General features: G+C 57.0%; 24 protein-coding genes. 19 read left to right on the plus strand and 5 right to left on the minus strand.

Annotated features, from left to right (window positions below; genetic code table 11):
* Window positions 1–155 precede the first annotated feature (155 nt).
* Genes FEZ62_RS19600 through phnE form a run of 4 tightly spaced genes read left to right on the plus strand, consistent with a single transcriptional unit; the run spans window position 156 to window position 3,392 of the window.
* Window positions 156–1,007, plus strand: coding sequence for a putative selenate ABC transporter substrate-binding protein (locus tag FEZ62_RS19600; protein WP_069901476.1), 852 nt, complete (start codon window positions 156–158; stop codon window positions 1,005–1,007).
* Complete coding sequence (locus FEZ62_RS19605; protein ID WP_172929524.1) at window positions 1,004–1,807, plus strand: ATP-binding cassette domain-containing protein; 804 nt, start codon at window positions 1,004–1,006, stop codon at window positions 1,805–1,807. Before FEZ62_RS19600 ends, FEZ62_RS19605 begins: the two co-directional genes overlap by 4 nt.
* Entirely contained in the window at window positions 1,801–2,628 is an 828-nt protein-coding gene (locus FEZ62_RS19610; protein ID WP_069901474.1) for an ABC transporter permease, read from the plus strand. The genes FEZ62_RS19605 and FEZ62_RS19610 overlap by 7 nt, the downstream gene beginning before the upstream one ends.
* Window positions 2,625–3,392, plus strand: coding sequence for a phosphonate ABC transporter, permease protein PhnE (phnE, locus tag FEZ62_RS19615; RefSeq protein WP_172929525.1), 768 nt, complete (start codon window positions 2,625–2,627; stop codon window positions 3,390–3,392). Before FEZ62_RS19610 ends, phnE begins: the two co-directional genes overlap by 4 nt.
* Window positions 3,393–3,413: 21 nt before the next feature.
* Here the strand turns inward: phnE and FEZ62_RS20955 are convergent, their stop codons facing one another.
* On the minus strand, window positions 3,414–4,145 hold the full coding sequence (locus tag FEZ62_RS20955) for a DUF5064 family protein (protein WP_345940458.1): 732 nt from the start codon (window positions 4,143–4,145) through the stop codon (window positions 3,414–3,416).
* A gap of 60 nt (window positions 4,146–4,205) precedes the next feature.
* A complete protein-coding gene (locus FEZ62_RS19630; protein WP_172929526.1) occupies window positions 4,206–4,523 on the minus strand; it encodes a DUF2288 domain-containing protein in 318 nt (105 codons plus the stop codon).
* 283 nt (window positions 4,524–4,806) lie between these two features.
* On the opposite strand from FEZ62_RS19630, the gene FEZ62_RS19635 reads away from it, so the two are divergent.
* The 14 genes from FEZ62_RS19635 (at window position 4,807) to FEZ62_RS19700 (ending at window position 19,997) form a co-directional block, all read left to right on the plus strand.
* Complete coding sequence (locus tag FEZ62_RS19635) at window positions 4,807–5,928, plus strand: branched-chain amino acid ABC transporter substrate-binding protein (protein ID WP_090513532.1); 1,122 nt, start codon at window positions 4,807–4,809, stop codon at window positions 5,926–5,928.
* A gap of 119 nt (window positions 5,929–6,047) precedes the next feature.
* The gene (gene livH, locus FEZ62_RS19640) at window positions 6,048–6,971 is read left to right on the plus strand and encodes a high-affinity branched-chain amino acid ABC transporter permease LivH (RefSeq protein WP_069901470.1); all 924 of its coding nucleotides are present in this window, start codon (window positions 6,048–6,050) and stop codon (window positions 6,969–6,971) included.
* An 8-nt stretch (window positions 6,972–6,979) separates the two neighbouring features.
* Complete coding sequence (locus FEZ62_RS19645; protein ID WP_172929541.1) at window positions 6,980–8,236, plus strand: high-affinity branched-chain amino acid ABC transporter permease LivM; 1,257 nt, start codon at window positions 6,980–6,982, stop codon at window positions 8,234–8,236.
* On the plus strand, window positions 8,233–9,000 hold the full coding sequence (gene livG, locus FEZ62_RS19650) for a high-affinity branched-chain amino acid ABC transporter ATP-binding protein LivG (protein WP_172929527.1): 768 nt from the start codon (window positions 8,233–8,235) through the stop codon (window positions 8,998–9,000). The genes FEZ62_RS19645 and livG overlap by 4 nt, the downstream gene beginning before the upstream one ends.
* Window positions 9,000–9,701: an ATP-binding cassette domain-containing protein gene (locus FEZ62_RS19655; protein ID WP_172929528.1), complete on the plus strand. Its 702-nt coding sequence runs from the start codon at window positions 9,000–9,002 to the stop codon at window positions 9,699–9,701. Before livG ends, FEZ62_RS19655 begins: the two co-directional genes overlap by 1 nt.
* A gap of 86 nt (window positions 9,702–9,787) precedes the next feature.
* Window positions 9,788–10,669: a LysR substrate-binding domain-containing protein gene (locus FEZ62_RS19660; RefSeq protein WP_069901467.1), complete on the plus strand. Its 882-nt coding sequence runs from the start codon at window positions 9,788–9,790 to the stop codon at window positions 10,667–10,669.
* Window positions 10,670–10,776: 107 nt separating this feature from the next.
* The gene (locus FEZ62_RS19665) at window positions 10,777–11,871 is read left to right on the plus strand and encodes an efflux RND transporter periplasmic adaptor subunit (protein ID WP_172929529.1); all 1,095 of its coding nucleotides are present in this window, start codon (window positions 10,777–10,779) and stop codon (window positions 11,869–11,871) included.
* Window positions 11,871–14,936, plus strand: coding sequence for an efflux RND transporter permease subunit (locus tag FEZ62_RS19670; protein WP_172929530.1), 3,066 nt, complete (start codon window positions 11,871–11,873; stop codon window positions 14,934–14,936). Before FEZ62_RS19665 ends, FEZ62_RS19670 begins: the two co-directional genes overlap by 1 nt.
* Window positions 14,929–16,422 carry an efflux transporter outer membrane subunit gene (locus FEZ62_RS19675; protein ID WP_172929531.1) on the plus strand — a complete coding sequence of 498 codons (1,494 nt, stop codon included), beginning with the start codon at window positions 14,929–14,931 and terminating at the stop codon, window positions 16,420–16,422. The genes FEZ62_RS19670 and FEZ62_RS19675 overlap by 8 nt, the downstream gene beginning before the upstream one ends.
* Window positions 16,423–16,544: 122 nt before the next feature.
* Window positions 16,545–17,258 carry an rRNA pseudouridine synthase gene (locus FEZ62_RS19680; RefSeq protein ID WP_172929532.1) on the plus strand — a complete coding sequence of 238 codons (714 nt, stop codon included), beginning with the start codon at window positions 16,545–16,547 and terminating at the stop codon, window positions 17,256–17,258.
* A gap of 45 nt (window positions 17,259–17,303) precedes the next feature.
* Window positions 17,304–17,765 carry a DUF1456 family protein gene (locus FEZ62_RS19685; RefSeq protein ID WP_172929533.1) on the plus strand — a complete coding sequence of 154 codons (462 nt, stop codon included), beginning with the start codon at window positions 17,304–17,306 and terminating at the stop codon, window positions 17,763–17,765.
* Window positions 17,766–17,861: 96 nt separating this feature from the next.
* The gene (locus FEZ62_RS19690) at window positions 17,862–18,632 is read left to right on the plus strand and encodes an SDR family oxidoreductase (protein ID WP_172929534.1); all 771 of its coding nucleotides are present in this window, start codon (window positions 17,862–17,864) and stop codon (window positions 18,630–18,632) included.
* A gap of 106 nt (window positions 18,633–18,738) precedes the next feature.
* Window positions 18,739–19,437, plus strand: coding sequence for a tRNA (N6-threonylcarbamoyladenosine(37)-N6)-methyltransferase TrmO (gene tsaA, locus FEZ62_RS19695; RefSeq protein WP_172929535.1), 699 nt, complete (start codon window positions 18,739–18,741; stop codon window positions 19,435–19,437).
* 143 nt (window positions 19,438–19,580) lie between these two features.
* On the plus strand, window positions 19,581–19,997 hold the full coding sequence (locus FEZ62_RS19700) for a DoxX family protein (RefSeq protein ID WP_172929536.1): 417 nt from the start codon (window positions 19,581–19,583) through the stop codon (window positions 19,995–19,997).
* A gap of 75 nt (window positions 19,998–20,072) precedes the next feature.
* On the opposite strand, the gene fpr is transcribed toward FEZ62_RS19700, so the two are convergent.
* Window positions 20,073–20,852, minus strand: a complete 780-nt coding sequence (gene fpr, locus FEZ62_RS19705; RefSeq protein ID WP_069901458.1) for a ferredoxin-NADP reductase — start codon at window positions 20,850–20,852, stop codon at window positions 20,073–20,075.
* 105 nt (window positions 20,853–20,957) lie between these two features.
* Between fpr and FEZ62_RS19710 the strand changes: the two genes are divergently transcribed.
* Window positions 20,958–21,884, plus strand: a complete 927-nt coding sequence (locus FEZ62_RS19710; protein WP_069901457.1) for a LysR family transcriptional regulator — start codon at window positions 20,958–20,960, stop codon at window positions 21,882–21,884.
* Window positions 21,885–21,886: 2 nt separating this feature from the next.
* Here the strand turns inward: FEZ62_RS19710 and FEZ62_RS19715 are convergent, their stop codons facing one another.
* Both FEZ62_RS19715 and erdR read right to left on the minus strand, forming a co-directional pair.
* A complete protein-coding gene (locus FEZ62_RS19715) occupies window positions 21,887–22,252 on the minus strand; it encodes a diacylglycerol kinase (protein ID WP_069901456.1) in 366 nt (121 codons plus the stop codon).
* A gap of 79 nt (window positions 22,253–22,331) precedes the next feature.
* Window positions 22,332–22,982 (minus strand): response regulator transcription factor ErdR, encoded by a 651-nt coding sequence (gene erdR / locus FEZ62_RS19720; protein WP_069901455.1) that lies wholly within the window; start codon window positions 22,980–22,982, stop codon window positions 22,332–22,334.
* Window positions 22,983–23,119: the final 137 nt, after the last annotated feature.

Here is a 23,119-nt window from a genome sequence, read left to right on the forward strand (position 1 = left end):
CCGCGCATCAGCAGTGGCCTCAGCCGCGCATGCGCAGTTTTGCTAAACATTTATCACCGATAAACCTGCAACACGGTATGCTGCGCGCGCCCATTGCTTGGCAATTACCTCTATAATTCGCCCGCTTTCCCCGCTATTGAACCGGAGAACCCGTCATGATCAAGCGTACTTTTGTACTCGCTGCAGGTATCGCCCTGTCGCTCTCTGCTGTTTTCGCCAACGCTGCTGATGTTTTGCGCGTCTCGGCCATTCCCGATGAAGCCCCAACCGAACTGCTGCGCAAGTTCAAACCACTGGGCGCCTACCTTGAACAACAACTTGGCATGAAGGTCGAGTTTGTGCCGGTAGCCGACTACGCCGCGGTGGTTGAGTCGCTGGCATCCGACCGTCTCGACATGGCCTGGCTGGGTGGTTTCACCTTCGTGCAGACCCGCCTGAAAACCGGTAACGCCGTGCCACTGGTGCAGCGTGAGCAGGACGCCGAGTTCACCAGCAAATTCATCAGCGCCGACCCTGCCGTGAAATCGGTTAAAGACCTCAAAGGCAAGACCTTCGCCTTCGGTTCGGTTTCCTCGACTTCCGGCAGCCTGATGCCGCGCTACTTCATGCTTAAAGACGGGATCAAACCGGAAGAATTCTTCAGCCGCGTTGCCTACTCGGGCGCTCACGATGCCACCGCCGCCTGGGTCCAGGCTGGCAAGGCCGATGGCGGCGTGCTCAACGCATCGGTGTGGGACAAACTGGTTGCGACTGGCAAGGTCGACACCACTAAAGTCAAAGTGATCGCCACGACCCCGACTTACTACGATTACAACTGGACCGTTCGCGGCACTCTCGATCCAGCCCTGCAAGCCAAAATCAAGGCCGCGTTCCTCGCGCTGGACCCGGCTAACCCGGAGCAGAAAGCCATTCTGGATCTGCAAGCCGCCAGCCGCTTTATCGAAACCAAGCCTGAGAACTATGCAGGCATTGAGGAAGCAGCGCGCGCAGCCGGCCTGTTGAAGTGAATTTAACGCTTGAAGGCGTGGGTGTTACCCACGCCAATGGTCACGTTGCGCTCAGTGATATTGATTTACGGGTAAAACCGGCTGAGCGTGTCGCGATTATCGGCCCCTCCGGTGCGGGTAAAACCACGCTGCTGCGTTTGCTTGCCACCAGCTTGCAGCCCACCAGCGGCGCAATCAGCCTGCTCGAACAACAGCCCTGGCAAATCGGCACTCGCCAACGCCAGCGCCTGCGTGCGCGTATAGGCCTGATCCATCAGGCGCCGCCTTTGCCGCCGCGCCAACGCGTGGTAACGGCGATTCTTGCCGGCAAACTCGGTGAGTGGTCGGCCTTCAAGAGCTTGCTCAACCTGCTCTATCCAGTCGACATCAGCGGCGCCAAAGCGGCGTTGGCACGGCTGGATCTGGCAGACAAACTGTTTGAGCGTTGCGACCAGCTTTCCGGTGGTCAATTACAACGTGTCGGTATCGCCCGCGTGCTTTACCAAAGCCCGCAAATCATCCTCGCCGATGAACCCGTGTCGGCAATGGACCCGGTTCTGGCCGGCCATACGCTCAGCGTGCTCAGCAGTGAAGCGGCCGCCCGTGGCGTCACCCTGCTCGCCAGCCTGCATGCGGTGGATCTGGCCATGGCGCATTTCCCACGGGTAATCGGCGTGCGCGCCGGACGCATTGTTTTTGACCTGCCAAGCGAGCAGATCAGCCAGGCGCAACTCGACGCACTGTACGCCAATGAACAGCTGCAGCCCGAGCCGAGCATTACTGTGCAGACACCCACCGTGATTCAGATTCCACGATGCTGAAAGCCCACGATCGCGATCCGGCTGCACTGCCCCGGTTAGGCCTGACGCTGTTGGCAATCGTGCTGCTGTGGCCGGGTATCAGGCTCAGCGAAGTTGATCTGGCGGTGTTGTTCGATCCTGAAAACAGCAAAACCATGGGCCAGTTCCTCAGCGGTTTCTGGCCGCCGGCGCATGATCCCGAGTTTCTACAGATTCTGCTCAAGGCCACACTCGAAACCCTGGCCATCGCCACTGCCGGCATGGCGCTAGCCTTGCTGCTTGCCATTCCCTGCTCACTGCTTGCCAGCCGCGCGCTGTCGTTGTCTGCTGCGCACCGTAACGGGCGTCCGGCGTGGTGGTCGCAGGCGCTGCGCTGGCCAGTACGTGGCGTGCTTATCTTGCTGCGCAGCGTGCCAGAGGTGGTGTGGGCATTGCTTTTCGTGCGCGCCGTTGGCCTGGGTCCGACTGCTGGGGTGCTGGCGATTGCGATTACCTACAGCGGCATGCTTGGCAAGGTTTACGCGGAAATTTTCGAGTCGGTCGACCCACGCCCAAGCCGGGCCTTGCTGGTCGCCGGCAGCCCGCGTCTGCTGGCTTTCACCTACGGCGTGCTGCCCAATGCCTCTGCCGAAATGCTCTCGTACACCGTGTATCGCTGGGAATGCGCGGTGCGCGCCTCGGTCGTCATGGGTTTTGTCGGAGCCGGAGGGCTGGGCCAGCAAATTGATTTGTCGTTGCGCATGTTTGCCGGCGGTGAAGTCGCCAGCATGCTGCTGACCTTCCTGCTGCTGGTGTTACTCGCCGATCAACTGAGCCGTGTGCTGCGGGCGAGGCTGCAATGAAGTACGCAGTCAATTATGGCCTGATCGCCTTGCTGTTGATTGCAGTGGTGACGTCGTTCCAATACCTCAACATTGATCTGCGCCTGCTGTTCGCTGCTGATGGTCTGAGCCAGATGGCCAGTTACGCCAACGGCTTTTTCAGCCCTGATTTTTCAGCCGAACACTGGTGCGCCATCGGCAAAGGCGCGCTGGAAACTCTGGCCATGTCATCCATCGGCACCTTGCTTGCGGCAATTCTGGGCCTGTTGTTGGCACTGCCTGCGGCGGGACGCTTTGGCTGGCTGGCGCTCAATGGCAGCCGGCTGCTGCTGAACGCCCTGCGGGCGATTCCGGAATTGGTCTGGGCCGCGCTGGTCGTGCTCGCGGCTGGTCTTGGCCCCAATGCCGGCACCCTGGCATTGGCCCTGCACACGGCGGGCGTACTAGGCCGGCTGTTTGCCGAAGCACTGGAGAACACACCGGATGAACCGGCACAGGCAATCCGCTTGGCGGGTGGTTCAAAGCTGGTCGCGTTCTGTTATGGGACGTTGCCCAAGGTGTGGCCACAACTCATCGCCTACACCCTGTACCGCTGGGAAAATAATATCCGCATGGCCAGCGTGCTCGGCTTTGTCGGCGCAGGTGGGCTGGGCCAGATGCTCTACTTCCACCTCAGCCTGTTTCAGGAAGCACAGGCTTCAAGCGTGATCATCGCCATGCTGATTCTGGTGCTTGGCGTCGATGCGTTCAGTGGCTGGATACGCCAACGCTGGGTCAGCAACTGAGGCCAACCCAGCATCCGGCGATCAGAGTCCGTCGCTGTCCAGATGATCGAGATTGATCGGATCGCCTGCGTGCAAATCCAGGCGCTTGCGAATGTCGGCAAACATCAGGTCGTATTCCTTGTGATTGCGCATGATCAGGCTCTGGTTCACCGGAATCCCGTGCTTGTGCGCGGCGCGGGTAATCACGCTGGCAAAGTTGTATGCCGTATCGCTATGCAGTTTGAACGACTCTTCAAATGAGGTGCCCGACACCTGACCGATCAATTCGATATGCAGCATCTTGCCTTCCGCCGGGTCTTGCACCACATCGTAATAAATATCGACGTTGAATGCCGGCCGGTCTTTGGTCGCCACCAGATTCACCCGATGCAAGTGGCCGGGAATGTAACGATCCACTGTCATGGCGGGTGCAGCGCTGACCGGTAAAGGCTCCGGCGCTTCTAGTTTTGAGCGAATGTCGGCGAAGATCTGATCGTATTCATCGTGGTTCTTGGCGATCAGACCTGTCTGGGTCGGCAAGCCGTACTTTTGCGCGATCCGGCTGGCGACACTGCCAAAATTGGGGGCTTCTTCCTTGCTCAGCTCGAACTCTTCCTGAAAGGCCTCGCCGGCCACATTGCCCAACATGGTCATGACCAACTTGCGATTGCCATCCGGCAAAAACTTGATGTGGTAGTACAAGTCGACGCTGTAAACAGGCTGGCCGTCGGCCTCGTCGCGGTTAACGCGATGCAAATGTCCCGGCTTGAACATGTTCGAACTCCCTAACTAAGTTTTTGACGCGGCCACAAAAGAGACCGTCAACGCACCGCTTTAGTGCGCAGTAGACGCTTGCACGCGCTCCTGCACCAACACCCATGGGACTATGACCACCGCCCAAAGTTGCGGGTCGCGCGTGGCCAGATCTTCTGCACAACTGTCTTCCATCTTGCTCAGAACACCACTTTCAAGCCATTGGCGAACCTTGCCATGTTCGTTCTCGGCCAACGCCTCGGCGACGGCCACCAAGTCCGCTGAGCCATCCACCCAGAGTAGAACACCCTTGGCAAAATAGGGCTGTAATTCTTGCCAACTGATAGATGCAGTTTCAGTGAGCAGTTTGGCATAGAGGGTGCTAGGTTGTTCAGTCATGGTGGGCCTTGAATTGTTTGCCGAAATTGATCGGCATCATGATAACGTCGACCAAGTCGCCTGACGTCCAATCTGCGCATCAGGACACGCCGTTTTTCTATACATTTATTGCATTAAAGCGACATCTTCTCGTTTTGCCCCCAAAACCTAGCTTTTCAAGGCGCGAACTCGCGCTCTACACTGTACCGGTACAGTTGCCGGGGGTATGGCCGGGGAGTTCAACCCGGTTCTGCAGCTTTGGCCGCAAGAACTACAACAACGACAAACATAAGAGTGGAGCATTATGAACAAGGCAACTAAGCAAATTACCAAGCTGTTCGCAGCAATGGCACTGGCTGGCGCAGCTAGCTACTCCATGGCTGCCGACACCATTAAAATCGGTCTGGCGGGTCCGGTTACTGGTGCCGTTGCTCAATACGGGGAAATGCAGTTCATTGGCGCTAAAATGGCCATCGAACAAATCAACAAGGCTGGCGGCGTAAACGGCGCTCAACTCGAAGGCGTGGTTTATGACGACGCTTGCGACCCGAAACAAGCCGTTGCTGTTGCTAACAAAATCGTCAACGACGAAGTCAAGTTCGTGGTTGGCCACCTGTGCTCCAGCTCCACTCAGCCAGCGTCTGACATCTACGAAGACGAAGGCATCCTGATGATCACCGCGGCTTCGACCAGCCCGGACATCACCTCGCGTGGCTATCAGCTGATCTTCCGCACCATCGGTCTCGACAGCCTGCAAGGCCCGACTGCTGGTAACTTCATCGCTGATCACATCAAGCCGAAGAACGTTGCAGTAATCCACGACAAGCAGCAGTACGGTGAAGGCATCGCCACTGCCGTCAAGCAGACGCTTGAAAGCAAAGGCGTGAAGGTTTCCGTGTTCGAAGGCATCAACGCCGGCGACAAAGACTTCTCTTCGATGATCTCCAAGCTCAAGCAAGCGGGCGTGGACTTCGTTTACTACGGTGGTTACCACCCAGAACTGGGCCTGCTGCTGCGTCAGTCGGCTGAGAAAGGCCTGAAGGTCAAGTTCATGGGTCCGGAAGGCGTGGGCAACAAGGAAATCTCGGCCATCGCTGGCCCGGCTTCCGAAGGCCTGCTGGTTACCCTGCCGAAGTCTTTCGACCAGGACCCAGCCAACAAGGCATTGGTTGATGCTTTCAAAGCCAAGAACGAAGACCCAACCGGCCCATTCGTATTCCCAGCTTACGCTGCGGTACAAGTGATCGCTGGCGGTATCGAGAAAGCCGGTAGCACTGACACCGACAAGGTTGCAGCTGCACTGCGCGCCAACAGCTTCAAGACCCCAACCGGTGAACTTTCCTTCGACGAGAAGGGCGATCTGAAGGACTTCAGCTTCGTGGTTTACGAATGGCACCAGGACGGTACAAAAACCGAAGCTAAATAAGCCTCACCTGTCCGAACCCAAAGCCCACTGCATCCGCAGTGGGCTTTGTTTATTAGAAGAATCCCGGTCTTGCGCGGCGCCACAAGCGATGCTTTACGCAACGACCCAGGAGTTAGGCAATGCCTGATCTGTATCACTACCTGCAACAGCTGGTTAATGGCCTGACCATTGGCAGCACCTATGCTCTGATCGCCATCGGCTACACCATGGTCTACGGCATCATCGGCATGATCAACTTCGCCCACGGCGAGGTTTACATGATTGGCTCTTACGTGGTGTTCATCGTAGTTGCCGGTCTTGCCATGTTTGGCATCCATAGTCTGCCCGTTGTGCTGATCGCAGGATTTGCTGCCAGCATTATTGTGGCCAGTGCCTATGGCTACAGTATTGAACGAGTCGCCTACCGGCCCTTGCGCGGTGGCAACCGTTTGATTCCCCTGATTTCCGCGATTGGTATGTCGATATTCCTGCAAAACGAAGTACTTCTGGCGCAGGACTCCAAAGACAAAGCCATTCCCAACTTGCTGCCCGGTAACTTCGTGTTCGGTGAAAACAGCATGAACGGCGTGGTTATCTCCTATATGCAGGTGCTGATCTTCATCGTCACGTTCCTGGTGATGGTTGGCCTGACCTGGTTCATCTCCCGCTCCCGCCTGGGCCGTGCGTGCCGCGCCTGTGCTGAAGATTTGAAGATGGCCAACCTGTTAGGCATCAACACCAACAACATCATCGCTCTGACCTTCGTGATTGGTGCGGCGCTGGCTGCTGTGGCCGCCATGCTGCTGGGCTTGCAATACGGTGTGATCAACCCGCACCTGGGCTTCCTGGCCGGTATCAAAGCCTTCACCGCAGCAGTATTGGGCGGTATCGGCAGTATTCCTGGCGCAGTGCTCGGCGGCTTGGTACTCGGTGTTGCTGAGGCCTTTGGTGCCGATATTTTCGGTGACCAATACAAAGACGTTGTGGCATTCAGCCTGTTAGTGCTGGTGTTGCTGTTCCGCCCGACTGGCATTTTGGGTCGTCCGGAGGTTGAAAAGGTATGAGTTCGGCAATCACAAAAAACCTCAAGACGGCATTCTTCAGTGCCCTGCTGGTGGTGGCCGTGGCCTATCCGGTGCTGGGACTGAAACTGACCACCGTCGGCATCAAGCTTGAAGTGCACAATGCCAGCCCTGCGGTTCTCTGGACCATCGCCGGTTGCGCCATTGCCATGTTCTTCTGGCAGTTGTTCCGCGATCAGATCAGCTCCGCCTGGTCACATGCACCGAAGTTGCCGGCTGTTCCAAGCAAGGCGACCAACTTCCTGACCCTGCCTTCGACCCAACGCTGGATCATTCTGGGCTTGGTGTTAGTGGCGCTGGCGTGGCCGTTCTTCGGTTCGCGTGGCGCGGTGGACATCGCTACCCTGATCCTGATCTACGTCATGCTCGGCCTCGGCCTGAACATCGTGGTGGGTCTGGCGGGCCTGCTCGACCTCGGTTACGTTGGTTTCTACGCAGTGGGCGCCTACAGCTACGCGCTGCTGTCGCACTACTACGGCCTGGGCTTCTGGGTATGTTTGCCAATCGCCGGCCTGATGGCAGCGTTCTTCGGCTTCATTCTCGGCTTCCCGGTTCTGCGTTTACGCGGCGACTATCTGGCGATTGTGACGCTGGGCTTCGGTGAAATTATCCGTATCCTGCTGCGCAACATGACCGAGCTTACCGGCGGCCCGAACGGCATCAGCAACATCGACAAACCAACACTGTTTGGCCTGTCGTTCGAGCGTAAAGCCGCTGAAGGCATGCAAACCTTTCACGAGTTCTTCGGCACCGCGTACCAGTCGATCAACAAGGTTATCTTTCTGTACTTGATCGCCCTGCTGCTGGTGTTGGTGACCCTGTTCGTGATCAACCGTTTGCTGCGCATGCCAATCGGCCGCGCGTGGGAAGCCCTGCGTGAAGATGAAATCGCTTGCCGCGCACTGGGCATGAACCCGACCGTGATCAAGCTTTCAGCCTTCACCCTCGGCGCCAGTTTCGCAGGTTTTGCCGGCAGCTTCTTCGCCGCCCGCCAAGGCCTGGTGACACCGGAATCGTTCACCTTCATTGAATCGGCAATCATCCTCGCCATCGTGGTTCTTGGCGGCATGGGCTCACAACTCGGGGTCATTCTGGCCGCGATCGTGATGATCCTCCTGCCTGAACTGATGCGCGAGTTCAGCGAGTACCGCATGTTGTTCTTCGGTGCCCTGATGGTAATGATGATGATTTGGCGTCCGCAGGGCCTGTTGCCCATGCAGCGCCCGCACCTGGAGCTGAAACAATGAGCCGCCCGATTCTAGAAGTAAGCGGCTTATCCATGCGTTTTGGCGGCCTGCTGGCCGTCAACGGCGTGAATCTGTCCGTGCAAGAAAAACAAGTGGTGTCGATGATCGGCCCTAACGGCGCCGGCAAAACCACGGTATTCAACTGCCTCACCGGTTTTTATCAGCCCACCAGCGGCAGCATCCGCCTTAATGGCGAGCAAATCGAAGGCCTGCCGGGCCACAAGATTGCGCGCAAGGGCGTGGTGCGTACGTTCCAGAACGTGCGCCTGTTCAAGGACATGACCGCCGTTGAAAACTTGCTGGTGGCGCAACACCGCCACCTCAACACCAACTTTCTGGCTGGCCTGCTCAAGACCCCGGCGTTTCGCAAGAGCGAACGTGAGGCCATGGAATATGCTGCGCATTGGCTGGAGCAGGTCAACCTGACCGAGTTTGCCAACCGCCCTGCCGGTACCCTCGCCTACGGCCAGCAGCGTCGCCTGGAAATCGCCCGCTGCATGATGACGCGCCCCAGCATCCTCATGCTCGACGAACCGGCGGCGGGCCTCAACCCACGCGAAACCGACGACCTCAAAGCCCTGATCGGCGTGCTGCGTGATCAGCACAACGTAACGGTGCTTTTGATCGAACACGACATGAAGTTGGTGATGAGCATCTCCGACCACATTTTCGTGATCAATCAGGGCACGCCTTTGGCAGACGGACCCCCGGAGCAGATCCGCGATAACCCGGACGTAATCAAAGCCTATCTGGGGGAAGCGTAATGCTCTATTTCGAAAACGTCTCGACCTTCTACGGCAAGATTCAGGCGCTGCACGACGTCAATGTTGAAGTGCGTCAGGGTGAAATCGTCACCCTGATCGGCGCCAACGGCGCAGGCAAGTCGACGTTGCTGATGACCCTTTGTGGTAATCCGCAGGCCACCAGCGGCAGCATCCGTTATCAGGGTGAAGAACTGGTTGGCATGGACACCCCGAACATCATGCGCAAGAGTATTGCCGTGGTACCTGAGGGCCGCCGTGTGTTTGCCCGTCTGACCGTTGAAGAAAACCTCGCCATGGGCGGTTTCTTCACTGAAAAAGAAGACTTCCAAACGCAAATGGACAAGGTGCTGCACCTGTTCCCGCGCCTTAAGGAACGCTTCGAGCAACGCGCTGGCACCATGTCCGGTGGTGAGCAGCAAATGCTGGCGATTGGCCGCGCGCTGATGAGCAAACCCAAGCTGTTGCTGCTTGACGAGCCATCACTGGGCCTGGCACCGATCATCATTCAGCAGATCTTCGACATCATCGAACAACTGCGCAAGGACGGTGTAACGGTGTTTCTGGTCGAGCAAAATGCCAACCAGGCATTGAAACTCGCCGATCGTGGCTACGTTCTGGAGAACGGCCGTATTGTCATGGAAGGCAGTGGCCAGGAGCTGCTGACCAACCCGAAAGTACGGGACGCGTACCTGGGCGGTTAACCTCAGTGCTGCATCCAAAAGCCGCTGTGATCAGCGGCTTTTTTTGTTAGGGTGGCAAAGCCCCAGCTTACAAGGATGAAAGACTGATGCGCATCGAGGACCTGAAACTGTTCATGCTCGTCGCCAAATTAGGCAGCTTCACCGCTGCGGCCGACGCCCTGAACTTGCCTCGCTCGAATATCAGCAGGCGCATCAACGACCTCGAATCCGCACTGCAAGGCAAACTCTTCACCCGCACGACCCGCCGCCTGACCCTCACCCCGATTGGCCAGGGCTACCTGACCAGCCTGCAGGAAATCATCCCTGGGCTTGAACACGCCAACGACTCGATCCGCACTCAAAATCAAAATCCGACCGGCAAGATCAAGATCGGCCTGCTCACCGAATCAGACATTCTGATTCACTGGGTGCTGCAAGACTTTCTGACGCGCTACCCGAACATCAGCATCGAAACCCACCTGAGTAATCTGGGTTACTACGACATCATGAATTACGGCCTCGACATGGCGATTCATGTCGGCCCGATCAGCGACACCAGCTTCATCGCCCGCCCTATCGCCTCGTTCATCCGCAAGCTTTACGCGAGCCCCGACTACATTGCACGTTACGGAGCGCCGCGGTCACTCGAGGACCTGCACCAGCACAACCTGATCATGCTGCGCTGGCCAAGTGGTCAGCTGGAAAACCTCTGGCGGTTCAAACAGGCAGAAATCAGTATCGAAAGCCGACTGATCTCGAACAACTCCAACTACATCCGCCACGCGGTTTTCCAGGGTGCGGGTATCGCGCTGCTGCCGGAAATAATCGCGCACAAGCACGTGGCTGAAGGAGAGTTAGTCGAAGTGCTGCCCGCCTACGAAATGCAGCTGGAAAATATCTGGCTGGTGTATCCAAGCCGGACCGGCCAATCCTTTGCCTCCCGCCTGCTGATTGAATACCTGCTCGAACAAATTCCGATGATTAAGTGATTGTCCTGCTTGTCAGGACACTGTTCGGAATCCTAGCCGGATTATCCAACGATTAATCTCCATTAGGCTGTTGTTCCATAAACATACAGACTCAGGGAGATGTAGCTATGTGCAGTTCGCACTCGAAAATATCCTTATTAGTGCTCCTAACGTGCGGACTGTCTCTCACCGGTTGCGGCGCTGGCGACGAAGCCGCAGACACCTCCCCCGGCCGCCCCGTCAATGTGGTCAAGCTTTCCGATCAGAACTCCAACCAATCGCTGCAATTCAATGGCGTAATCGAAGCCCAGCAAATGGCCAATCTGGCCTTCCGGGTGCCCGGCACAGTCGACAAAATTCTGTTCAAGGAAGGCGATGCCGTTAAACAGGGCCAGGTTATTGCGCAGCTCGACCCACACGATTTTAAAGTCAGTGTTGACGAGCTGAAGGCCCGCCTCAGCGAAGCCAAAGCCAGTGCCCGGCTTGCCAATGTAGAGCTGCGCAGAACCCGTTCAGCGGTCAAGGACCATTCGATTGCGGCAATCAACCTGGACCGCGCCATCAGTGCGCAGGCGCGAGCTGCCGCCGGCGTTAATGTCACGGCGCAAGCACTGAAGAAGGCCGAAGACGCACTGCGCTACTCACAGCTCAAGGCACCGTTCGATGGCGTCGTGGGTCAGCGCCTGATTGATGAGCACGAACAAACCCGCCCCGGTATAACGGTAATGACCGTGCACCAGCCGAAACGGCTCAAGGCTATTGTCGACGTGCCCGAGAGCAAGATCGGCCTCATCAGCAAGGGCATGGCCGGGTTGGTGAGCTGGTACGGCAACCCCGCCGGAATCAAGGCGCAAAGCACCGAGATCGCCAGCCTGCCCGATGCGCTCAAACGCACCTACTCGGTAACCTTCAAGCTCGACCCGACGCAACTCACCACCGTGTTTCCGGGCAAGGCTGTGAATGTGCAGGTAGACCTGAGCACCCAACTGGAAAAAGCCTTCTGCCTGCTACCCAGCGCCATCAAGAGCACCGAAGGCCAGACCCAAGTCGTCAAACTGGTGAGTGCCCATGCCAGGCATGTTGCGGTGAAGGTCGTTAGCCAACGGCATAATCAGGTTTGCGTCACCGGCGAGCTCGACACGGGCGATACCATCGTCACGGCGGGAAGCGCCTTTCTCAAGGAAGGAGACGCCGTGGGCAATCTGCTGGAGGCTCAGCAGTGATGAATTTATCGACCTTTGCCCTGCGCCAGAAAACCTTCGTCATCTTTTTCAGTTCCTTGTGCCTGCTTGCCGGAATCTTTTCGTACTTCCAACTGGGCAAGCTCGAAGACCCGTCCTTTACCGTCAAAAGTGCCGTTGTCGTCACGCTTTATCCGGGCGCGACCGCAAAGGAAGTTGAAGAGCTGGTGACCGATAAAATCGAAACCCGCCTGCAGGAAATGAGCAGCCAGTGGAAGTTACGCTCGCTGTCGCGCCCCGGCAGCTCGATGATTTTTATCGACCTCAAGGAAAGCATTTCCTCCGAAGAACTGCCCCAGCAGTGGGACTTGCTGCGGCGCAAGGTCGAGGACGTCAAGCTGGAGCTGCCGGCCGAAGCGCAGATCAGCATCGTTCAGGATGAGTTCTCGGAAGTGTACGGCATGGTCTTCGCGGTGTACGGCGACGACATTCCGATGCACGACATGAAGAACTATGCGCGGGAACTGCAACGTCGCATCAAGGCCGTCAACGGCATCAAGAAAGTCCAGCTGCATGGTGTTCACGAGCAAGTGGTCAACATCAGCGTGTCTGACGAACGCACAGCCGACACCAATATTTCAGTCGCCGAGCTTTCCAACCAGCTCAACAGCCAGAACCTGCCCGTGGTCTCTGGTGACTTCGACCTCGGCAACAGCAATTTGCGGGTCGAACAGACCGGTAACTTCAGCTCGCTGGAAGACATCAAGAACCTGCTGATTCACACCGGAGTCAACGGCAGTGAATCGGGGATTATCCGCCTTGGCGATGTCGCCGAAGTGACCATGGATTATCAGGACCCGGCATTCACCCTGAGCCGGTATAACGGCCAGAAAGCTGTAACGCTGGCGGTCAGCCCCGAGTCAGGGATCAACGTGGTGGACATTGGCGATGACTTGAAAGCCGTGCTTGCCGAGTTTCAGGCAGAGCTGCCGCTCGGCGCCAATGTCGGCGTCATCGCCTACCAGCCCGACGAAGTCGACAAGTCGATCAATAACTTCGGCCTCAACCTGATCGAAAGTATCGTCATCGTCTTCGCTGTTCTGCTGATATTTATGGGCTGGCGCAGCGCCATGATTGTCGGCATCAGCTTACTGTTAAACATCGTATTCACCCTGATCTACATGAATATCAACGATGTCGACTTGCAGCGCGTGTCGCTCGGCTCGTTCATTCTGGCACTGGGCATGCTGGTGGATAACGCCATCGTCATCACCGATCTGTTTCAGGCCAAGGTTCGCGCGGGCATTGAACGCAGCGAGGCGGTGAGCCAAATCATCAAGGAAATGGCGACGCCACTGCTCGCCGCCACACTCATCGCCATGCTCGGCACCACACCCGTGCTGTTCTCGAAGACCGACTCGGCAGAGTTCTCATTGTCGATCGTGCAGGTACTGTGCAGTTCACTGCTGCTGTCGTGGGTGATTGCCATGATCATCACCCCATTGATGTGTTGGATGTTTATCAAACCGGATGCGGATACGACGCCTAAACCACCTGGCAAAGCAGCGCTGGCCTATGAGAAAGCTGTAGGCTGGACGGTTGATAACCCTAAACGAGCCATCCTTTATGTGATGCCCTTTCTGCTGATAACCGCGCTGGCGTACCCGCTGATGAGTGTCAACTTCATGCCCTCCTCGGATCGCTCTATCGTGTTTCTCGACTATTGGCTGCCCAATGGGGGAAGGATCGGAAAAACCTCGGAAGACATGCTGAAAATCGAGCAGTGGCTGCTCAAGCAACCCCAGGTCAGCAGCATCTCCAGCTATGTTGGCGAAAGTGCCCCGCGCTTTTCGGTGACTGTCGAGCCGGAGCCGCTTGATCCGAGTTACGGCCAGATACTCATCAACACCAAAACCTTCGAAGACATCGCGCCCCTGATCGTCGCCGGCGATAAATGGCTGGCCAAGGAGTTCCCGTATGCAGAGCCACGCTTCCGTGATTTGAAGCTCGCAACCAAAGACAAATACAGCATCGAGGCCCGTTTCAGCGGCCCCGATCCAAAGGTTCTGCATACGCTTTCGGAGCAGGCACAAGACATCTTTCGCGCGCATGAACACACCAAATATGTGCGCGACAACTGGCGTCAGGAAAGTAAATTGATGCGCCCTGTAATCAACCAGGAAGAAGCTCGGCTCGCAGGCGTGACCCGCACAGACATAGCTCTGGCCATTTCGCGGGTAACCGAAGGCGTCGATATCGGCATCTTGCGCCATGAAGATGATCTGGTGCCGATCAAGTTGCGCAGCACCAATGCATCGCTAGAGCACTTCAAGAACATTCCGGTACGTTCTTTGATCGCCACGCACAGCGTGCCATTGGGGCAAGTGGTGGATGACATCGAAATAGTCGGCGAACAATCGCTGATCTGGCGCTACAACCGGCTGCCGGCCATCACCGCGCAAGCCGGCGTGAGTGGCGACACGGCCTCGAATGTGCGCAATACGCTCAAGGATGAAATCGAGGCGATCGAGTTACCGGATGGCTACACCATGGAATGGGGCGGCGAGTATTACGACGAGAATCGCTCGATCAACGACCTGATGACGCAGACACCGAAAGCCTCGATGCTGATGCTGATTATTCTGGTCGCCATGTTTGGCGCTTACCGCCAGCCCATCATCATTCTGATCACCCTGCCGCTGGCCCTCATCGGCATCATCTGGAGCTTGCTGCTACTCGACAAACCCTTCGGCTTCATGGCGATTGTCGGCATGATTTGCCTCTCGGGCATGATCATCAAAAACGGCATCGTGCTGATGGATCAGATCGAGCTTGAGCGAAGCATTGGCACGCCCTTGAGCGAGGCCATCAAGAGCGCCACGCTGAACCGCACCATGGCGATCTCGATGGCGGCACTGACCACGGCACTGGGCATGATTCCACTGCTCACAGACCGGCTGTTTGACCAGATGGCCGCCACCATCATTGGCGGACTCTCGGCGGCATCGGTGCTCTCGCTGTTCATCATGCCTGCTCTCTACAAACTGTTTTTCGGTCGCGACCCTGATGCCGAGAAAGACACGCGCCAGGTGATTACCCATGACTAAATTAGCGCTGACCACACTGACCACCGCCCTGCTGCTGAGTGGCTGTTCGATGACTCCAACTTACGAGAAGCCGAGCGTGCCTGTGAGCGAGTTGTATCTCAATCAGAACACCGCCGGGGTGACAACTGCGCCGGCCAACAGCAATAGTTGGTGGACCCGGTTCAATGACCCGCAACTCAATCAACTGGTGATTCGCGCGCAAAACCAGAACGTCAGCTTGCAGATTGTCAGCCAGCGAATTCAAGCGGCGCAGGCCTATCACAAAGTCATTTCCTCGATGAAAGTGCCGACCATTGCGTTAACAGCTGGCTACTACGATCTGCGCATCAGTGAGAATGATCCGTTATTGGGTGACGCGGTGAGTGGCGTGCAATTGCCCGCCCAGTTTGGTGGCGGTGAAATCAAAGTTGCTGATCGCGACCCGGACGCTTTTACCGTAGGCCTCAGTGCCAGTTGGGAGATGGATCTGTTCGGGCGCGTAGACAGCCTGAGCAAGGCCAGCAGCATCCGGCTGGAACAGGCGCGAATCATGAAAACCGCAATGAACACGCTGATCACAGCCGACGTGGTGAACAACTACCTGCAATACCGCGGGGCGGTTGAGCGCATCAATATCGCCAAGCGCAACATCAGCGAGCAACAGGAAACCCTCAAACTGGTGCAGTCGCTTGAGCGCAACGGCTACGGCTCATCCATGGATGTGGCCAACGCCAAGTCGGCGCTGGCCGCAACCCAGGCCACGCTGCCGATGCTGGACACGGCCAAGAGTGTGCACATGGGCAGGCTGGCGATTCTGCTGGGTGAGAACATCGGCGAGACTGAAAAGCACTTCAGCCCTGAGCGCTTGCCGCAAATGAACGCCCTGATTCCAACCGGCCTGCCATCTGATCTTCTAAAAAGACGCCAGGACATCGCCATGGCCGAACGTGAAATGGCGGCCAAGAATGAAGAGGTCGGCGCCGCCATCGCCGCCAAATACCCGAAGATTTTCCTCACCGGCTCCCCCGCCCTGCTCTCCAGCGACTTCAATGATCTGTTCAAGTCCAGCTCACAAGCCTGGATGCTCGGCGCGGGTATCAGTTGGAATCTGTATGACGGCGGGCGCAGCCAGGCGCTGGTAGAAATGCAGGAAGCCGGTTTCAAGCAATCGGCGCTGAGCTATCAGCAAACAGTCAACTCGGCCTTCAACGAGGTCGAAACCACCCTGACGGCGTACGGCAACAGCCAGAAGTATCACGCGTTGATTCAGCAGGCCAGCGAGCAAGCACAGATCGCCTCGAACAAGGCGGACTCGTTGTATCGCTCGGGCATGATCAATCACCTTAACGTGCTCGACACCCAGCGCCAGAAGAACTCGATAGAAGACGCCGAAGTTGTCGCCCGCCTGAATACCGCCACTCAGGTCGTGCTGCTGCACAAGGCTCTGGGCGGCGATTGGTCGATTGCCGCGGCCGGGCAAACCGATGAATCCTCCAAGCCAATGTAAAGCGCTTTACTCGCTGGCAAACGGATTAACTGCCGGGGTATTTGCTGCCACCCGCCAGCTGATCCGTACACAACCGTCGCGGGCAGTTACAATAGGTGGATTAATTTGCCGATGACTACCTGATGACCGACCCAATACGCCTTTCCAAACGCCTGATCGAACTGGTCGGCTGCTCCCGCCGCGAAGCCGAGTTGTACATTGAGGGAGGCTGGGTGACGGTTAATGGCGAGGTGGTCGATGTACCGCACGTCAAAGTCACCGACGAGTTGGTGGAGTTACTGCCCGATGCCGTGGCCGCGCCGGTAGATCCGGTCACGCTGCTGGTTCACATCCCGGCCGGGCACAACAGTGCAGAGCGTTTTGTTGAAGAACTCAGCCAGGCCAATCACTGGGCCGAAGACGCCTCGAAAATCCGCCCTCTGAAAGCCCACCTGATCAATCTGACGTCCTGCATACCCTTGCAAGCCGGTGCAGAAGGCCAGCACGTGATGACTCAGGACTGGCGTATCGAACGCAAACTGCGCGACGACATCGTCAAGATGGAGCAGGAATATGTGGTTGAAGTGAGCGGCCAGCTCAGCGAGCGCGATCTTAAGCGCCTCAATCATGGCCTGGTCTTCAATAACTACGCGTTGCCGCCCTGCAAGGTCAGCTGGCAGAACGAGACTCGCTTGCGCTTTGCCCTGAAAAATCCGATTCCGGGACAAATCGTGTTCATGTGCAATGAAGTCGGGCTGAAAGTCCTGAGCTTCAAGCGCATCCGTGTGGGCGGTGTACCCATGTCCAAAGTCCCGCCGGGCCAATGGCGCTATCTGGCAGCCAAAGAGCGCTTCTAAACGCAGTCATGTCAATTTACTGCTCTCCCATTATCAGGAACCCTAATGCTCAATAACGACGTACTGCGTAGCCTGCGCTACACGCTTAACATCAATGATGAAGAGCTGGCCGAAATCTTTCAGCTGAGCAACAAGACCATCACCGCCGATGAGGTCAGCCTGCTGCTGAAGAAAGAAGACGAGGAAGGTTTCGTCCTGTGTGATGACGAGCTGATGGCGCACTTTCTCGATGGCTTGGTGTACTTCAAGCGTGGCAAGGATGACGGTCGCCCGGCGCAACCTTTCGAGCTGCCAATCACCAACAACATCATCCTGAAGAAACTGCGCGTTGCCTTCGAGCTCAAGGAAGATGACATGCACCAGATCATGCAGAGTGTCGACTTCCCGGTTTCGAAGCCGGAAATGAGCGCGCTGTTTCGCAAGTTCGGCCACAGCAACTACCGCACCTGCGGCGACCAGTTCCTGCGCAATTTCCTCAAGGGCCTGGCACTGCGCGAGCAGAACTAGGTTCTGTATAACCCTGCATTTACGTGCGCAATAGTGCCTCCCTTGGTGGCCGCGCACGTTTAGGGTAATGGCTCTCTCCTCCTTCAAGGATTCGCCATGCACCCGTACTTCTCGCTGCAAGGCCGCACCGCGCTGGTTACTGGCGGTACTCGCGGCATCGGTAAAATGATCGCCAAGGCCTACCTCGAAGCAGGTGCCAAGGTAATCATTTGCGCCCGCGACGCCCAAGCCTGCACAGACACAGCGGCAGAGCTGAGCGTTCTCGGCGAATGCCACGCAATCGCTGCCAATCTTGCAACCGAGGAAGGCATTCAGGCTTTTGCCGCCGCCATTGGCGAAATAACCCCGCAACTGGACATTCTGGTGAATAACGCCGGAACCACGTGGGGCGCGCCGCTGGAAAGTTATCCGGCCAAAGGCTGGGATAAGGTCATGCAACTCAACGTGACCTCGGTGTTCGGCTGCATCCAGCAATTGTTGCCGCTGCTGCGCAAGGCCGGCTGCACTGATAACCCGGCCCGTATCATCAATATCGGCTCGGTGGCCGGCATCAGCTCATTTGGCGAAGATGCCTGGGCGTATGGCCCGAGCAAGGCGGCGCTGCATCAGATGTCACGCATGCTGGCGCGCGAACTGGTCAGCGAGCACATCAACGTCAACGTAATTGCACCCGGACGCTTCCCGAGTAAGATGACCAAACACATCGCACAGGACAGCGCCGCCATGGCCGCCGATGTTGACGTCATCCCGATGAAACGCTGGGGGCGCGAAGAGGAAATGGCAGCGTTGGCGATTAGTCTGGCGAGTGCCGCTGGTGCCTATATGACCGGTAACGTCATCCCACTGGACGGCGGTTTCAGCCTCTGAGGCGCCAACCTCACCAGCACCAGTGATCAACGCAGCGGCACAGCGGATTTAACCTGCCACTGCGTTGCGGTTACCATAGCCGACCTATCTGCCGCGACTCGCCTCCATGACTTACTCAGTATCGCCCATCGGCTTTGTGCGCTCCTGCTTCAAAGAGAAGTTCGCCATTCCGCGCCAGCCGCAACTGGCGCCTGCCGCGCGCGGGGTGCTGGAACTGGTGGCGCCGTTTGATCAGCCCGAAGCGATTCAGGGGCTTGAGCAGGTGAGTCATGTCTGGCTGCTGTTTGTTTTCCATCAGGCCCTTGAAGACAAGCCGCGCCTCAAGGTCCGGCCGCCGCGTTTGGGCGGTAATCAAAGCATGGGCGTTTTTGCGACGCGGGCCACGCACCGCCCGAACGGCATCGGCCAATCGGTGGTGGCGCTGGAGAAAGTCGAGCCGGGCAAATTGTGGCTGTCGGGCATCGACTTGCTTGATGGCACGCCGGTGCTCGACATCAAGCCGTATGTACCCTACGCAGACCAAGTGCCTGGCGCATTCAATCACATGGCTGCGGCGGCCCCCAGTCTCCTGCCCGTGAGTTGGAGTCAGCCCGCGCTTGAGCAAGCACAGCTGCACGCACAGCGCCTGAGTGAACCGCTGGTGGCGCTGATCGAACAATGCCTGGCCCAGGACCCGCGCCCCGCTTATCAGACGCCGGAACCCGAACGTCGTTACGGGGCGAAGTTCTGGGATCTCGATGTGCACTGGCATTACCCGACACCTGCTGAGATTCGCGTACTCGACGTGGTTCTGGCAAACGGCTGAGAATCAGGCGAATAATCAGGATCGGCTCAGGGCCAGCGAAAGATTAACTTACAGTTCACCACGTTACAGTCCATTCGATCTATTTAGGACTGAAGAGTCCTATATTAGACTCCAGCAGTATTCTCATTGGAGCGCTGATTGCCATGAAACACTGGACGTTATTACTGTTACGCATCTCACTCGGCTGGCTGTTGGTTATCTGGGGAGCCGATAAGCTATTCAATGTTGCGCACAGCGTTGCCGTCGCCAATAAGTTCTATTTCGGTCTGCTCACGGCTGAAAGTGCGATGCAGGTGTTGGGGGTGATTCAGATCGCCATAGGCGTGCTGATCGTCATTGGGCTGCTACGCCGCTGGACCTACCCGCTACAAGCGCTGCTCAATGGCCTGACGCTGCTGGCTGTTCTGGGCTCGGTAATAGATCCGTGGGGCTGGTTTTTGCAGGGTTCCAACGCGCTGTTCTACCCATCGCTGATTATCTTCGCGGCCAGCTTGCTGCTAATTGCCTTCCGCGATGACGAGCGCTGGGCACTCGACATCAAGCGTACTACTGCGCACTAAGCCAAACGGCGGACACAAAAAAACCACCTGAACCGGTGGTTTTTTTGTGTGTTGCTTTAACGTGCCAGCTAAAACTTACTTCTCTACGAATGCACGCTCAATCAGGTAATCACCTGGGTCGCCCATACGCGGGGAAACCTTGAGGCCGAAGCTTTCCAGCACTTCGCTGGTTTCGTCGAGCATGCTTGGGCTGCCGCAGATCATGGCGCGGTCATCTTGAGGATTGATCGGCGGCAGGCCGATATCCGCAAACAGCTTGCCGCTGCGCATCAGATCCGTCAGGCGGCCCTGATTCTCGAACTCTTCACGGGTTACGGTCGGGTAGTAAATCAGCTTTTCCTTGAGCGAGTCACCAAAGTATTCATTCTGCGGCAGGTGCTCGGTAATGAACTCGCGATAAGCGACTTCGTTCACGTAGCGCACACCGTGAACCAGAATGACTTTCTCGTAACGCTCGTAGGTTTCCGGGTCCTGGATTACGCTCATAAACGGCGCCAGGCCCGTGCCCGTGCTCAGCAAATACAGGTGCTTGCCCGGCAACAAGTCGTCCAGCACCAGAGTGCCGGTAGGCTTGCGGCTGACCATCAACTCATCACCCGGCTTGAGGTGCTGCAGACGCGAGGTCAGCGGACCGTCCTGCACCTTGATGCTGAAGAACTCAAGGTGTTCTTCGTAGTTGGGGCTGGCGATTGAATAGGCACGCATCAGCGGCCGACCGTTTTCCTGCTGCAAGCCGATCATCACGAACTGGCCGTTCTCGAAACGCAAACCCTGGCTGCGGGTCGTGCGGAAACTGAACAGGGTATCGTTCCAGTGATGGACGCTAAGCACGCGCTCGACGTTCAGGTTGCTCATGCAGGTTACCTCAAAGGTCAAAATTGGTGATTGCGCGGCATTCTAGTGGGGCGCAGAATATCTGTTAAGCGAATAATTAAGATATAGGTTATCGGTTATATAGATATGCGATTTACTCTCAGACAACTGCAAGTGTTTGTCGCCGTGGCGCAGCAGGAAAGCGTTTCACGCGCAGCCGAGTCGCTGGCCCTCTCGCAATCGGCTACCAGCACCTCCCTTACCGAGCTGGAACGCCAGACCGACAGCCAATTATTCGACCGTGCAGGCAAGCGGCTTAACCTCAACGCGCTGGGCCGCGAGTTACTGCCCCAGGCTATCGCCCTGCTCGATCAGGTCAAAACCATTGAGCGGCTGCTGAAGAGTGAGAGCGGCTTGGGGTCGCTCAGCGTCGGCGCCACGCTGACGGTCGGTAACTATCTGGCGACATTGCTGATCGGCAACTTCATGCAGCTGCATCCGGAGTGCAAGGTGAAACTGCAAGTGCACAACACGGCACATGTGGTTCAGCAAATCGCTCACTATGAACTGGATCTGGGCATGATCGAAGGCGACTGCCAGGACCCGAATATTGAAGTATTGCCTTGGATCGAGGATGAACTGGTGGTGTTCTGCGCCCCGCAACATCCGCTGGCAAAACGCGGTGAGGCAAACCTTGATGACCTCACGCGGGAGGCGTGGATCTTACGAGAAAAGGGCTCCGGCACCCGCCTCACCTTCGACCGGGCGATGCGTCATCACCCCACATCGCTGAACATCCGCCTGGAACTTGAACATACCGAAGCGATCAAGCGCGCGGTCGAGTCGGGGCTAGGCATTGGTTGTATTTCGCGCCTGGCGCTGCGCGATGCATTCCGCCGCGGCAGCCTGGTCGCCGTCGAAACACCGACGCTGGACTTGCGCCGGCAGTTCTATTTCATCTGGCACAAGCAGAAATACCGTACGGCGGCCATGCGCGAGTTTGTCGAGCTGTGCCAGACACTGACGCACGGGATCAAGCGCAGCGACCAGATTGTGCTGCCAAATATTGCCTGATCTCAGCCCAGCAGGATTATCAGCCAGACGCTGCCAATCAGCGACAGTGAGACGAACTGGGCAGCACTGCCCATGTCTTTGGCATTTTTCGACAACGGATGCAGGTCCAGCGAGATGCGGTCGATCGCCGCCTCGACGGCTGAATTGAGCAGTTCGACGATCAGCGCGAGCAGGCAAACGCCGACCATCAGCGCGCGCTCACCCTTGCTGACATCGAAACAAAAGGCCAGCGGGATCAATACAACGTTGAGCAAAACCAGTTGGCGAAAAGCCGCCTCACCGAGAAATGCGGCGCGCAAGCCATCGAACGAATAGCCGGTCGCATTGAGGACGCGCCTAAAACCGGTTTTACCTTTGAATGGGGACATCTGGAACGACTCAAAAAATAAACGACGACAAGGCAACAGCGTGCCTTGTTATTGAGAGAGCTGCGCAGGTATTTGATTTCTAGGCTGAAGGAATGCTTTCCAAGTGCTGTAACAACAGTGCAGCCTGAGTTCGGGTACGCACTCCCAGCTTACGGAAGATAGCCGTCACGTGAGCCTTCACAGTGGCCTCAGACACACTCAGCTCATAGGCAATTTGCTTGTTGAGCAAACCATCACAGACCATGGTCAGAACGCGGAACTGCTGAGGCGTCAAACTCGCAAGGCCGGCACTCGCAGCTTTAGCTTCGCTGGAAACAGCAGCCTCTTCCTCATTGGTCTGCGGCCACCACACATCACCATCGAGTACCTGACGCGTCGCTTGCTGAATAACTTCAAGTGAGCTCGACTTGGGAATGAAACCACTGGCACCAAATTCACGGCTTCGCGTGACCACGGCCGCCTCTTCCTGTGCAGACACCATGACGACGGGGATCTGCGGGTATTGACCGCGCAACAGGATCAACCCTGAAAAGCCATAAGCGCCAGGCATATTAAGATCGAGCAAGACCAGATCCCAGTCAGACTTTTCAGCCAGATGGGCTTCCAGCTCGGCAATGCTTGCCGCTTCTACCAACCGAACACCACTGCCCAGCCCGAGTGTCAGCGCTTGTTGTAATGCACTGCGAAACAGCGGGTGGTCATCTGCAATCAGGATTTCATAAGCAGCCATTGCGGATCCTGTTCTTCTTATAGGGGCTTCGTTTGCAAGCATCGCTCACAACGCATAGTTAGTTACCGGGTAACGCACAGGTTTATGCGCACTGCAATGCGCTGGAGCTGATTATAAATCAGCTCCAAGTTACCACT

The sequence above is a fragment of the Pseudomonas sp. MS19 genome, from assembly GCF_013277615.1.
GTDB classification, from domain to species: domain Bacteria; phylum Pseudomonadota; class Gammaproteobacteria; order Pseudomonadales; family Pseudomonadaceae; genus Aquipseudomonas; species Aquipseudomonas marincola.